Raw genomic sequence first — 14,320 nt, forward strand, 5'->3', positions numbered from 1 at the left:
GAAATTAATAAAGAAGTATAAGCGAAGCTATTGACAATGATTATCAGAGTTGATACAATAATACCGACAAGAGTGTCGGTTTGGAGGTTATTTATGAAATGAAAATGGAAGCTGATGAAAGAAAAAAGCAGATTAGACAAGCAGCTATTAAAGTCTTTTTGGATAAGGGATTTAGAAATACAGTTATGAATGACATTATGGAAGCTACTGGGCTTTCTAGAGGTGGCTTGTATCATCATTATGGTTCTACGCATGAAATCTTATACGACATTATGATGGAAGGTAATTTAAATAGAAAAGATATTATTCAAAAATCAATTTATGATGAAGGATTAATATTAAGTCCACAGTTGTTTTCAAGAATGATTATAGACAAGATACTTGCAGATAATGATTATGTAAAGCTTTATGTTATGTTTTTATGTGAGTTAAAAGAAAATGATGATCTGAAAGAATTATATGTGAAAATAAAAAAAGAGTCCATACAAGTATTTAAAGAATTGTTTTCTACTTTGTTTAACGTGTTACCTTCTGATGAAACATTTGAATTTATGATTAATATTATGAATTCTGGATTGATGGCTTGCGAAATTTTGAATGCACGTGAGAATTTTACAAAAAATAAGATATATCTAACTGAAATGATAGAGACTTATTTTATAAATGTAATGAAAAAAGATGATGAAAGGAGTTAAATTTATGGATCTATTAAAAAAATACATTAAGAGAAATAAAGCACCATATTTTATTTCTGTCTTGTTTGCAATACTTGGAGTAATTTCAAATCTTTTTGTATATATTATTCTAAGTAAGATGATTATATCATTAATTGATGGTAGCCAAGATTTTTATTACTATATAAATAAAATTTTCTTGATACTTTCATGTCTTATAATCAAAGAAGTGTTTATGTTTTTGTCAACAATGATTTCTCATAAAACAGCCTATAAAATAATACGAGATATAAGAAAAAGCCTTATGGAAAAATTATTTAATATGCCATTAGGAGATATATTGAATGAATCTACTGGTAAGTTAAAAGACATAATTGTAAATCAAGTCGATAATACTGAAACAACATTGGCTCATATGATACCTGAGATGACAGCTAATTTAATCGGACCTATAATATTATTTGTTTACATGTTAATTTTAGATTATAGACTAAGTTTAATATCTTTAATTCCATTAGTTATTGGTGGATTTTTTATGACATGGCCGATGAAAAGAATGAAGGTAAAGTTTCCACAAGCAGTTAAAATTGGCCAAGATATGAATAATTCCGTGGTTGAATATATAAATGGAATAGAGGTTATTAAAACATTTAATCAAGGCGAAAAATCTTATAGAAAATACAGGGACAATGTGTATAAAAAGGCAAATTACTATTATGATTGGATGGGAGAAAATACAAGAGACTATGCGATAAGTATGTCTATTGCTCCAGTTGGTATTTTGACAATTATACCATTTGGTTTATATTTCTGTATGAATGGTTCACTAGATGGTGGTGTATTTTTAACATTGATAATCCTTTCTTTTGGGACTATCCAAAATATTATGAGAGTAATGACTTTTGAAGATGATATTGGAAGAATGTCAACTATTTTCGAAGAGATTAAAAATATACTTTCTGCGAGAGAATTATCTCATAAAAATGAAAATTTGGATATAAAAAATTATAATATAGAGATAAAAAACGTAGATTTTTCTTATGAAAAAGATAAGCAAGTCCTAAACAATATAAATATAAATATAGAAGAAGGAAGTGTGAATGCTTTAGTAGGCGAATCGGGTTCGGGAAAGTCGACTATTGCAAAACTAATTTCAGGATTTTGGGATGTAGATAGTGGTTCTATAAGTATAGGAAATGTAAATATTAAAGATATGTCCCTTGAAAAGTTATCTACTGTTATTTCCTATGTAGCACAAGATAATTTTCTTTTTGATATGTCAATTAAAGATAACATCAGAATAGGAAATAAAAATGCTAGTGATGAGGAAATAATTGAAGTATGTAAGAAAGCAGCCTGCCATGATTTTATAATGAAGTTGTCAGATGGATATGATACAAGAGTAGGAGAAGCTGGTAAACATTTGTCTGGAGGAGAAAGGCAAAGAATATCAATTGCAAGAGCTATAATAAAGAATGCTCCAATAGTTATTTTAGACGAGGCTACCTCTTATATCGATCCTGAAAATGAAGCCTTGATTCAAGATGCAATATCAGAGCTTGTCAAAGGGAAAACTCTAATTATAATTGCCCATCGTTTAAAGACAATAACAGATGTAGATAATATATTTGTAATTAAAAATGGAGAACTTGCATGTAAAGGAAGTCATGAAGAGCTTTTGAAGGAATCAAAAGATTATCACAATCTTTGGGAAACTGCCTTGAAAGGAGAAGAAAATGCTTAGTGTTTTTAAAAAAATATGGAATTTTTCTATTGAAGAACAAGTGTATCTAAAAAAATCAATCTTTGCTAATTTTTTCGGTTCTATTTTTAATGCTCTACAATTTGCAGCCATTTATTATGCGATTTTTGGGATAGTAAACAAGGATATAAGCTTTAAAACAATAGGAATATCAAGTTTATTTTTATTAATTAGTATAGCCGGAGTAATTATTTCAAAAAATTCCTCTATGCTCAAACAAACACATGCCGGATATTTTATGGCTGGACACAAGAGAATTGAATTAGGTGAAAAAATAAAAAAAGTTCCCATGGGATTCTTCTCAAGTTTAAGTTTAGGAAATTTAACAACTATTGCGACTACTAACTTAGATAATGTAGAGACTTGGGTTCCAACTTTGTGTATTATGGTTTTCGGTGGCATGCTTAATGCTATTGTTTTTATCTTATCCTTATTTTTGTTTTCTTATAAGGTAGGTATTGTAGCAATAGTTGGTTCTATTGTATTTTTAATGATCATTGCTCGTATGCAAAAAAGGTCAAGTAAAAATGCAGATAAGATTCATGAGATTCAGGTATCACTTACTAAAGAAGTCTTATCAACATTGCAAGGAATGCAAATTATAAAATCATATAATCTACGAGGAAGTAATAATAAAAAACTTGACAAGAGCTTTGATAGTGCTAGTGAATATTCTTTTGATTTAGAAAAAACTATAATGCCATATAGTTTATTAGCTAAAATCATAATAGCTATAACAATTTGTTTGATGTTGTTTATTTCAATAAAATTATATTTTGTTGAAAATGGTCAAATAGTCAATACTATTATGATACTTATAGCAAGTTTTGTAATATTTGATGGGCTTATAACATCTGGCTCTGCTATGGCTATGCTAAGAATGGTTGAGAATGCAATAGATTCTTATTCTTATGTAAATGATATGGAAGATATGAAAGAAGGAAGTATTACAGAGCCAATAAAAAATCATGATATTGTATTTAAAAATGTCAGCTTTTCTTATGATGATAGACAAATTTTAAAAAATGTATCAGCAGAGATAAAAGAAAATACTATGACTGCCATTGTCGGACCATCTGGATCTGGTAAAACAACATTTTGTAATCTAATAGCAAGATTTTGGGATGTAAATTCTGGAGAAATTTTAATAGGTGGAAAGAATATTAAGGACTATAAGATAGAAAACCTTATGAATTCAATTTCCATGGTATTTCAAGATGTATATCTATTTGAGGATACAATTGAAAACAATATAAAATTTGGAAAACAAAATGCGAGCCATGAAGAAGTAGTTCAAGCTGCTAAAAAAGCAAGGTGTCATGAATTTATAGAAGCTTTACCAGATGGATATAACACTATCATTGGGGAAGGTGGAGCAAGTCTATCTGGTGGAGAAAAACAAAGAATCTCCATAGCCAGAGCCATGCTAAAAGACGCGGACATCATAATCTTTGATGAAGCAACAGCAAATATAGACCCGGAAAATGAAGATAAGCTTAAAGAAGCAATAGAATCATTAACAAAAAATAAGACAGTAATAATGATTGCTCATAGACTAAAGACAATTAGAAATGCTGACCAGATTTTAGTCTTAAAAGATGGAGAAATAGTAGAACGTGGTAATCATGAAGAACTGATTAAAAATAATGGACTTTATTCTGACCTTATAAATGCAAAAACTAAGGCGGAATCATGGAAATTAAATAATTGATAGGAAGAAATATTTAAAGTCTCTGAACATGAAAAATATTTAGAGCAGGTGGACAAGAAAAACCACTTGCTCTTTTTTTCGTTCCTAAATCAATATGGGAATTTTGAAGATAATCTAGAAGATAAAAATGTTGATGTAGAAAAAGTTGTAGCTACACCAATGATGATTGAAGCATAAAAAATGTATCAACCATTACCCTTTAAACAGGATTTAGGTTGATACACAAAATTATTTACAGACCCTGTTATTGTGTAATTAAGACTATAAGCATTAAGCGTATTATTTATAGCAAATAAAATTATACCATACTCAGAATATAATTACAGGGTACTATTGACAAAAGTATAAGAAAATGATAATCTTTATTAAAGAACGAGTGTCGGTCAATAGGTGGTGAGGTTTTGGCAAAGAGAAATGTAAAAGATCCAGAAGAAAGAAAACAGGAGCTTATAAATATAGCATCCAGACTTTTTGAAAGGGATGGATATGAGAAAGTTTCTGTGCGAGATATTCTCGCAGAAGTTAACGGAGCGCCGGGAATGTTTTATTATTATTTTAAATCAAAAGAAGATATTTTCTTGGCGTGTATGGAAACATATTTTGAAGAAAAACTAAAAAATAAGTTGGATATACTTCAAAATAAGGAAATAGATTACGAAGAAAGAATAAAAATTTTAAGAGAACTTATAGTAAAAGATATCGGTCAGTTTACGACAAAATATAATTTTTCAAAAGAGAATTCAATTACGGATAACTCTTACAGGCTATGGGAATTGATTCATTACATTGGAAAATTTATAGATGTCTATTCAGAGTTTATAATTGAAGGAATTGAAAATAAAAAAATAGAAAATAATATTGGAATAAATAGAGAAAATGTGAGAAGTTTTGCAGCTTTTATTTTATACGGAGCTGTTGGAACAATATATAATGACTATATTATTAAGGGAGAAAACAAAACAAATTCAAGTGAAGCCTTTGGAATAATAAGCGAACTATTTCAAAGACCTCATTAGAAAAAAATAAAATATAAGTATTTTACAAGGGAAACATCAATGGTGTTTTCCTTGTATTAGTTTTAAGGCAAATGAACGAACTCGTTCGGTAAGGAGGTATGTTTTAGATGAAAAAGAAGAAATCAATCAAAGATATTATTTCCTACAGTGAAATAAAAAAAGGACAACTTGTAGGAGGGATATTATTTGTTAGTCTTGGTATGCTATTAAGTATTTGTCCAATTTTGGTGATATACAAAGTCATAAAATCTCTATTTTTATATGGAAAATTAGAACAAAGTACAATGCAGTTCTGCACCTATGGACTTGCAGCAGTGGTATTGTCATATTGCTTAACTTACATTGGAGGTATTTTATGCCATAAGTTTTCATATGTTTTAATAGCTAACTTAAAAAAGAAGATATTATTTCATATTGGAAATCTTCCTTTAGGTTTTTTTACCGGAGACAACAAGTCAAAAATAAGGCAAGTATTAGGATCGGATATGAATCAAATTGAGGGATATTTTTCTCATCAATTACCAAATTTAATTTCAACTTTAGCACTAATTTTAGCAATGATAATTGTTATGTTGAAGATAAATTTAATATTAGGTCTTACGACTTTGTTAATTATATTTGTTGGTTTAGGAATTCAGATTGCAATCATGGCAAAGATTATAAAGTCGGGTGGACTTGAGAAGAACTTTGCGATTTTGGATCAAATTAATTCAGCAACTACTGAATACGTTAAAGGTATGCCGGAAGTTAAAATATTTGGAACAGGAGCAAAATCTTTTAAAACTTTTTCAAAGTCAGTAGGAGAATATAGAGACTTTACAAGTTCGATGACATCAATGATAAGACCGGGATTTGTTTCATTTAGAATGTTTATTTTATCTGTTGCTACATTCATAGTTCCAGTAGGAATACTTTTAATGTCACGAAATAATAACTTGGATTTTGCTACAGTTTTTATTTTCTATTTGATTCTTGCACCTGCCATTAGCGTACCTGCATTAAAACTTAGAGATTTTGCAGAAGGAATGAATTTACTAAATGAAGTTGTTTTGAGAATCTACGAAATTATAGATCAAAAAGAATTGGCAATTGAAAATAGCGAGGAAGAGATAAAAGGTCATGATCTTGAATTCGAGAATGTAAGCTTTTCTTATGGAGATGAAGAGGTTTTAAAGAATATAAGCTTCTGTGCTAAACAAGGAGAAGTTACAGCATTAGTTGGCTATTCGGGAGCAGGCAAATCTACCATTGGAACGCTAATACCGAGATTTTATGATCCTTCAGAAGGCTCTATTAAAATCGGTGGAGTTAATATAAAAAATATTCCGATGAACGCCTTAATGGACAAGATAGCATTTGTTTTTCAAGACAGTGATCTTATCACAGATACAGTCTTCAATAATGTTGCTATGGCAAAGCCAGGTTCTACAAAAGAGGATGTCATAAAAGCATGTAAAAAAGCAAGATGTCATGATTTCATTGAAAAACTTCCTGATGGGTATGACACTGTTTTGGGTAAAGGGACTTATTTATCTGGAGGAGAGAAACAACGTATTGCTGTAGCAAGAGCGATTTTAAAGAATGCACCAATATTAGTATTAGACGAGGCAACAAGTTTTGCAGACTCTGAAAATGAATATCTTATGCAGGAAGCTTTATCTGAATTGGTTAAGGATAAGACGGTTATCATGATTGCTCATAGGTTAAATACCATAGAGCATGCAAATCAAATTTTAGTAATATCTGATGGAAAAATTGCAGAAAGAGGTAAGCATGAAGATTTAATCGTTGCAGATGGAATATATAAGCGACTCTTTGATATTTATAAGAAGATAAATATTTGGCAAATGGATATAGAAGGGAGTGAGAATGAATGATAAGAAATATTACATTAGGAAAGATGAATAATATAAGAAAATCAATTATATTAAATATTTTAGCATCTATTTCCAACCTTATACCATTTATTGCTTTGGCGAAAATTGTAGAAACACTATTTTTAAATAGAGGTGCAGATAGTATAGATACGAGCCTTTTATGGAAGTATTTTGGGATAATGGCAGTATTTTTCTTAATAACATTCTTATTGGAAAATTTAGCCACAAAATATACCTATGAACTTGGATACAAGACAAGTGCAGATGGAAGAATAGAGCTAGCAGACCACATAAGAAAACTGCCAATAGGTTATATTTCAGGGAAAAGTTCAGCAGAGATCTTAGATACATTAATGAATGATTTTTTCAAAGTTGAAACGGCAGTAACGCATCAATTACCTCAATTTTTCAGTGGTATATGTGTAGCGGTTCTTTGCTCAATATTATTTTTGATAATTAATGTAAAAATGGGAATAGCAACTCTTATTGGACTACCTATTTCTGTTCTACTTCTTACACTAATGCAAAACTTTCAGAAAAAAATTTATTTGAAAACAAAGAAAATTAGGATAAAAGAGGAAGAAGATATAAACGAATATTTGGATGCTATTAAGACTCTAAAAGCTTATAACAGCTTAGATGATACATTAACAAAGCTTCAAGAAGATATAGATAACTCGAGAGACGCAAATATTAAGAGTGAGAAAGGAGTTGGTTCATTAACTACCATAGCAAGTATGATTTTAAGAATAGGACTTCCTTTGATGAGTTTAGCAGGTTCCTATTTGTTTATAAATGGATCTTTGGAAATTGATACATTTTTAATGTTCTTATTTGTAGGCACAAGGATTTTTGATCCCTTGGAGCTTGCACTTGTAAATTATACAGGTCTACAAATGGCATCAGTTTCAGGAGAGAGAATCATTAACTTACTTAACGCTAAAACTATGTCAGGAAATTCCGATGTAAACGAAAGCAACAAAATTGAAATCCACGATGTTTCATTTTCTTACAAGGAATCTAAGGTTATCAATAATGTTTCATTAGACATTAATGAAAATGAATTAACTGCTTTTGTTGGTTACTCTGGCTCTGGAAAATCTACACTAATTAAATTAATTTCCAGATTTTATGATCCTAATGAAGGGACAATTAAAATTGGTGGAGTAGATTTGCTAACAGCCGACCCTGATAAATTAATGGATAAATTTTCTGTTGTTTTCCAAGATGTGTATCTTTTTAAAGACACAATTTATAACAACATAAAATTTGGAAATGAAGATGCAAGTAAATATGAAATCATGAATGCTGCAAAAATGGCAGGAGCTTATGACTTTATAGTCAAAAAAGATGATGGATTTGACACTATGATTGGACAAGGAGGAGCGACTCTGTCTGGAGGTGAGAAACAAAGAATATCAATAGCGAGAGCAATATTAAAAAATGCCCCAATAATACTACTTGATGAAGCAACATCTTCGCTTGATCCTGAAAATGAACTTATTATACAGGAAGCCATATCAAATTTAATTAAAAATAAAACAGTTGTGGTTGTAGCACATAAATTAAGAAGCGTAATGGGAGCTGATAAAATTGTTGTTTTAGACAAAGGAAAGGTAGAGGAAGTTGGGAAGCATGAAGAACTTATTAAAAATGAAGGACTATATAAAGACTTATGGAATTATCAAGAAAAGTCTAAAGAATGGAAGATTGTACATTAACAATCAATTTTAAAGGAGGAAATTTATGAAAACACAAAAGAAATCATCAAAAAATGCAGTTACAGCCGGTGTTTTAATTGCACTTTACTTTGTAACATATTTAGTAATTGGGGCAATATCAATGCCTGTCCCTGTTTTATTTTTACTAATGCCTATGCTTGTGGCACTACTTGCTGCACCAACCTATCATATGCTTCTTGCAAAAACAAAGTCAGCCACTGCTATTGTAATCGCAGCTATCTTACCAAGTATTTTATTAGTTGCAACTGGACATATTCCAATTGCACCATTAGTGGCAGTGCCTGCCGGAATAATTGCTATGTTCATAGCAAAAGGTGGGAATTATACAGACTTTAAGAAAAATACAATTAGTCATATGTTTTTTTCTCTAAACTTATTTGGAGGATTTTTACCAATTTGGGTTATGAGAGAAGCATTTTTTGAAAGTGTAATAAAAGGTGGCTTAGATCAAAGCTTTTGTAACACAGTAAGGGCATGGACACCGATATGGATGTTACCAGTTATGATTATAGGAACATTTATATTCTCTTTGATTGGTTCTTATTTTACAAAGAAAATACTAAATAAAAAGTTGGAATCCGCAGGAGTTTTATAATGGAAAATTCAAAGTTTGTTCTGGGGTCAAAATATGACCTCAGAACAAAACTTATCTTGCTTATAGGTGCGAATATTTTAATTTTTTTAGGGTTTGATTGGATCTATCAAAGCCTTATTACATTATTTTTCCTTGTCATCATTATTAGCGATGGTTATAAAAAATCCGCTATAAGGTATATTTTATTTTTTGTAATAAGTGTAGTATTGGAAAAATCTTTAACCTATTTTAGTATGAATTTTCTTTTGAATTTAACTTTATTTATCTTGGCAATTGGAAGAAAATTTCTGCCATGTATTATCGTGGGTAAATGGATTTTAAATTCAACATCTGTTTCCAGTGCAGTGGCAACTTTACAAAAATTAAAACTTTCAAAAGACTCACTCATAATGATTTCTGTAATATTTAGATGTTTGCCTACTATTAAAGACGAATGGAGTCATATAAATATGGCGATGAAAACTCGAGGAATTAATTTTAACTTAATAAATTTAATAAGAAAACCAACATTAATTATGGAATATTTTTTTGTACCCTTATTCGTAAGTGTGATAGAAATTGGGGATGAGCTCTCTCAATCAGCCATTATAAGGGGACTCGATGCTCCTGTTAACAAAACAAGTAGACACCTAATTAAGTTTAGAAAAAATGATATTGGTGTTCTAATTCTTATGATTTTAATTTTATCAATAGTAATATTTATGAAAGTATCAGGGTGGGACTTATGATTGAAATTAGAGAATTAAGTTTTAAGTATAAGGGAGGATCTGATTACTCATTAAAAGATATAAACTTGAAAATCAAAAAAGGGGAATGCATTCTTCTATGTGGTAGGAGTGGTTGTGGAAAGTCCACTCTATTAAAGCTTATGAATGGCATAATACCTGAGTTTTATGATGGGGACATTTCTGGCAGTGTTATGGTCAATGGTATGAATACATTTACCACACCAATTTATAAATTATCTAATAATGTAGGCTCGGTTTTTCAAAATCCTAAAACACAGTTTTATACAACCAATACAACCGATGAAATTGCTTTTGGTTTAGAAAATTACGGAATAGAAAGAGAAGTAATTAACAAAAGGATTGAAGAAGTTGAAAAAGAGCTTCATCTTGAAAACTTGATGAATAAAAATATATTCAATCTTTCTGGAGGAGAAAAGCAGAAGATTGCTATAGCAAGCATTTACGCATTAAACCCTGAGATATTTATTCTTGATGAACCATCTTCAAGCTTAGACATAGAGTCAATGAAAGAATTATCGCTTACAATAAAAAAGCTTAAATCTTTAGGAAAAACTATTATTATTGCAGAACACAGGTTGTGGTATTTAAAAGACATTGTTGATAGAGCAATATACTTAGAGGATGGAAAAATCATCAGAGAATATAGTATGGATGAAATTGAAAATCTAAGTGAAGATGAACGAATAAGAACAGGACTTAGGCATTCTGATTATAAAGCTATTGAAAGATTTGATGATTTTGAAACTTCAAATAAAGGGACTTTATTAGTGCTAAAAGATCTAATATTCAAAAGAAATACCAAAATAATTTTGTCCATTGAGGATCTTAATTTTTGCTATGGGAATATTATTGGGATTGTTGGAGAAAATGGAATTGGGAAGTCTACATTAGCAAAAATTATATGTGGCTTATACAAAGAAAATAAAGGTAAAATTTTAAAAGATGATGAGAATTTAAATATAAAAAGTAGGCTAAATGAGAGCCTGCTTATTATGCAGGAAGTGAACTGTCAGTTATTCACGGACACTGTCAAAGATGAAATAGTATTAACATCAAATATTAAAGATGATAATGCTTTAGATACTTGGCTAAAAGATATGGAGTTAAAAAATATCAGTGATAGGAATCCTCATACCTTGTCAGGAGGACAAAAACAGAGAGTAATTATCTTATCCGCTTTACTATCCGACAAGAAAATTCTATTTTTCGATGAACCAACCAGTGGATTGGACTATAGAAATATGAAAATAGTAGCTAAAAACATAAAGAAAGTAAAGGAAGAAGATAAGTTGATTTTAATAATATCCCATGATGTTGAGTTTTTAGAATCAGTTTGTGATAAAGTGATTGATTTTACTTACTTATGAAAATGCATACATTAGTAAATTACAAGGGGGACATATGATAAATAAGCAAGAAGAACGAGAAGTTGTAAATAGTATTTTTCATGATACTCCATAATATAAACTTTATAATATTTTTTTGAGGATTTATGCCTTAGAGCATAAGTCCTTTTTTTGTATTCAAATTAATCAATAAAACTCTAAAATACTATAAAAAAATAAAAATTCTGGTTTCCAAAGAGGGCAAATTTCACTTTTTAAAGTTAGGGGTATTTTGTCATCTTTCTATAAAAATCAAAATACTTTGAAGTGTGAATATTATTGAAATTGCTCAAGGGAGATTAGTATATTTCAAATTTAATCCAACTACCAAGGCAAAAAAATCAACTTACATAGGAGGTTAAAATGCAAGCAATAAAGGTTTATAGTATGAGAGTTGCTGTGTTATGTAGACTTTATGATCTCAAATTAATTAATGATAAGGAATATAAAAAAATTAAGAACAGATTAGAAAATGATTATAAGAAGATGAATAGAAAGTAGTTAATCTTGTGATATAATAACACTGTAGAAAGATACAAAATGAGAAGACCAGCTATCAAATGTCAAGAAAAAATCAAAAAATTATTAATCTTGTAATTTATGGCACGTCAAATAAGCCTAAATTTTAGGATTAGAAATTATGAATTATGATAACTAAATATTAGGTAAATAAACTTTGTTGTCCCTTAAAACGGCGAATATTATGTTAGTTAGCTTCGTAGCAACAGCTCCAATAGCTGTGCCATGGGCCTTTCCTCTTTGTCTGAGTTTTTGATAATACAAGGATAAGGCAGGATCTTTAAAGGCTGCAACATTAGCAGCAAGCCAAATAGCACGTCTAAGATAAGGAGAACCACGTTTAGATATTTTAGTGTCAGTAGCATTAAAATTGCCAGATTGTTTAACTGTAACATCTAATCCTGCATGAGCGACTAATTGGCTAGCCTTTTCAAAACGTGAAATATCACCGATTTCAGAAAAGATAGCAGCACCTAATATATCACCTATACCTGTAATCGTTGTGATAACAGGACAAAAAGAATTTAACATAGAAGATATTTCTTCTTCAATATCTAATATTTGATCTTCTAGGAAAGAAATTTGATTAATAATCTGCTTAATTTGAAAAGAAAAAGATTTTAAAGCAAATTTAATACCAAATGAATTAGAGGCCTTATCTTGAATTTCTTTTGCTTTATCAATACCAAAACGGCCTTTGCTACATCTTGATAAAAGTTCAGCAAGTTCATTAGCAGAAATAGAAAGCATATCCTCAGGTAATGGATACTTACTCAAAAGCTCTTTAGAAGTAACTCCGTAAATATTAGAAAAAAGTGAAGAATACTCAGGGAAAACCTGATCTAAAATAGCAACAAGCTTTCTCTTCCAATCAGTAACTTCATCAACAAGAGCAAACCTGTATCTAGAAAGATTTCTAAGAGCAAAAGTATCCTCATCAGAAAAATGAGAAACAGAAAACTCACCAAACCTAAGAATTTGAGCAATAACAAAAGAATCCACAGAATCATTCTTAGTCTGTCTAATATACATCTTTCTAAAAGCATCAGATTGAATGGGATTAATAACAACACAAGAAAATCCTAAATCAATAAGGAAAGAATAAAGAGAAAGCCAATAATGACCTGTAGCTTCCATACCAATAATACAATTATTAGAATCAATCGAAAAAGAGGAAATAAATTTCTGAAACTTCTCTAAACCCCTAATAGAATTAGAAAAAGAAAAAGACTCAGAAACAAGTTTCCCATCAGAATCAATTATTGAGGCTTCGTGGTTGTTCTTTTCAATATCAACACCAATGTAAAACATAAAATCACCCAGCTTTAATATAAATTTAGATAGAGAAAGAACCCTCAAGAACTTTACGCCAATCAAACCTCGTTAGACATACAGCAACCAAATGTGCTATCCTGCTCATACTGATAAGGACGTAAAGTAGAGGCGTAACCCTTTCACGGGAAGACAAGCTTCAAGGAGGTGAACTACGACCTCTATCTATACAATTATTATCCCATAAGACAATGGGATTGAGAATAAAATGTAGTGTTTTTACTACATCTCCAATATACGAGGAGGTGCGTGGAAATGACAATAAAAGTGAACAGCGAAAAAAATGTTAACTATAATCAATCAAGTGTTGATTCTCGTTCTCACACACTGAGATCTAATTAATAAAAATCAAATCTTAAATCTTAAATGTTACAAATTAACTATTATATTAGCAGGTTAGATGTGAATCTTAAAGTAAATGATACAATTTCGGTATCTAAAATTAACAATAATCAAATCAATATTTATCAAGATAATTGTTTCAAAACTCTTGAATGCGATTACGAAATACTGAATGAGGTATTCAGTTTAGTAAAAGAATTTGGCAATAGAGAAAAAATACACAAGAAATTTAGTAAATATTATTCGATAGAGGAAATAGATCAATTTATTAATGTGCTAATTAATGAAGGTATTCTCTTGAGTTCCAAAGAACTTAGCTCGACATACAATCATGAGAAATCTCATATTTTACTTATCTCTGATATGGAGATAGATAAAGAAATTAAAAATATTCTCAATCTTAAAAATATTCCATTCTTTTAAAAAACTGGGAAATTGATTTGAATTTTTAATTTTCTATGTTATAATTATTAAGAAGATGATAATCAATTTCAAATAGTAATTTATTTTAATAAATTTAAAACTATAAACGAGTGGTTAGATGCTTAACTTAGTAATGGCACCCTTAAATGTTAATTATAAGATTTTAAGGATTAAGTCTTTAGGTGATAGTAAT

Annotated in this window: 12 protein-coding genes and 1 pseudogene; 12 read left to right on the forward strand and 1 reads right to left on the reverse strand. The window is 29.8% G+C overall.

The annotated features are described in order from the left end of the window. Positions 1–98: 98 nt before the first annotated feature. The 11 genes and pseudogenes from HMPREF0072_RS02810 (at position 99) to HMPREF0072_RS12140 (ending at position 12,012) form a co-directional block, all read left to right on the forward strand. Complete coding sequence (locus HMPREF0072_RS02810) at positions 99–695, forward strand: TetR/AcrR family transcriptional regulator (RefSeq protein ID WP_004827281.1); 597 nt, start codon at positions 99–101, stop codon at positions 693–695. Positions 696–699: 4 nt separating this feature from the next. Next, positions 700–2,418 carry an ABC transporter ATP-binding protein gene (locus HMPREF0072_RS02815; protein ID WP_039931038.1) on the forward strand — a complete coding sequence of 573 codons (1,719 nt, stop codon included), beginning with the start codon at positions 700–702 and terminating at the stop codon, positions 2,416–2,418. Further along, the gene (locus HMPREF0072_RS02820) at positions 2,411–4,147 is read left to right on the forward strand and encodes an ABC transporter ATP-binding protein (protein ID WP_004827283.1); all 1,737 of its coding nucleotides are present in this window, start codon (positions 2,411–2,413) and stop codon (positions 4,145–4,147) included. The genes HMPREF0072_RS02815 and HMPREF0072_RS02820 overlap by 8 nt, the downstream gene beginning before the upstream one ends. Positions 4,148–4,156: 9 nt before the next feature. After that, positions 4,157–4,321: pseudogene (locus tag HMPREF0072_RS12425) on the forward strand (sigma-70 family RNA polymerase sigma factor); the annotation flags it as partial. A 227-nt stretch (positions 4,322–4,548) separates the two neighbouring features. After that, on the forward strand, positions 4,549–5,163 hold the full coding sequence (locus tag HMPREF0072_RS02825; RefSeq protein WP_004827284.1) for a TetR/AcrR family transcriptional regulator: 615 nt from the start codon (positions 4,549–4,551) through the stop codon (positions 5,161–5,163). 107 nt (positions 5,164–5,270) lie between these two features. Continuing rightward, the gene (locus tag HMPREF0072_RS02830) at positions 5,271–7,040 is read left to right on the forward strand and encodes an ABC transporter ATP-binding protein (protein WP_004827285.1); all 1,770 of its coding nucleotides are present in this window, start codon (positions 5,271–5,273) and stop codon (positions 7,038–7,040) included. After that, complete coding sequence (locus HMPREF0072_RS02835; protein ID WP_004827286.1) at positions 7,037–8,761, forward strand: ABC transporter ATP-binding protein; 1,725 nt, start codon at positions 7,037–7,039, stop codon at positions 8,759–8,761. Before HMPREF0072_RS02830 ends, HMPREF0072_RS02835 begins: the two co-directional genes overlap by 4 nt. Before the next feature lie 25 nt (positions 8,762–8,786). After that, positions 8,787–9,377: an MptD family putative ECF transporter S component gene (locus HMPREF0072_RS02840; RefSeq protein WP_004827287.1), complete on the forward strand. Its 591-nt coding sequence runs from the start codon at positions 8,787–8,789 to the stop codon at positions 9,375–9,377. Beyond that, complete coding sequence (locus HMPREF0072_RS02845; protein ID WP_004827288.1) at positions 9,377–10,105, forward strand: energy-coupling factor transporter transmembrane component T; 729 nt, start codon at positions 9,377–9,379, stop codon at positions 10,103–10,105. The genes HMPREF0072_RS02840 and HMPREF0072_RS02845 overlap by 1 nt, the downstream gene beginning before the upstream one ends. Continuing rightward, entirely contained in the window at positions 10,102–11,493 is a 1,392-nt protein-coding gene (locus HMPREF0072_RS02850; protein ID WP_004827289.1) for an ABC transporter ATP-binding protein, read from the forward strand. The genes HMPREF0072_RS02845 and HMPREF0072_RS02850 overlap by 4 nt, the downstream gene beginning before the upstream one ends. Positions 11,494–11,874: 381 nt before the next feature. Then, positions 11,875–12,012, forward strand: coding sequence for a hypothetical protein (locus HMPREF0072_RS12140; RefSeq protein ID WP_004827290.1), 138 nt, complete (start codon positions 11,875–11,877; stop codon positions 12,010–12,012). 153 nt (positions 12,013–12,165) lie between these two features. On the opposite strand, the gene HMPREF0072_RS02855 is transcribed toward HMPREF0072_RS12140, so the two are convergent. After that, on the reverse strand, positions 12,166–13,341 hold the full coding sequence (locus tag HMPREF0072_RS02855) for an IS110 family RNA-guided transposase (protein WP_004827291.1): 1,176 nt from the start codon (positions 13,339–13,341) through the stop codon (positions 12,166–12,168). A 423-nt stretch (positions 13,342–13,764) separates the two neighbouring features. On the opposite strand from HMPREF0072_RS02855, the gene HMPREF0072_RS02860 reads away from it, so the two are divergent. Next, positions 13,765–14,127 (forward strand): hypothetical protein, encoded by a 363-nt coding sequence (locus tag HMPREF0072_RS02860; RefSeq protein ID WP_039931040.1) that lies wholly within the window; start codon positions 13,765–13,767, stop codon positions 14,125–14,127. Positions 14,128–14,320: the final 193 nt, after the last annotated feature.

The sequence above is a fragment of the Anaerococcus lactolyticus ATCC 51172 genome (assembly GCF_000156575.1).
In the GTDB taxonomy this organism is placed as follows: domain Bacteria; phylum Bacillota; class Clostridia; order Tissierellales; family Peptoniphilaceae; genus Anaerococcus; species Anaerococcus lactolyticus.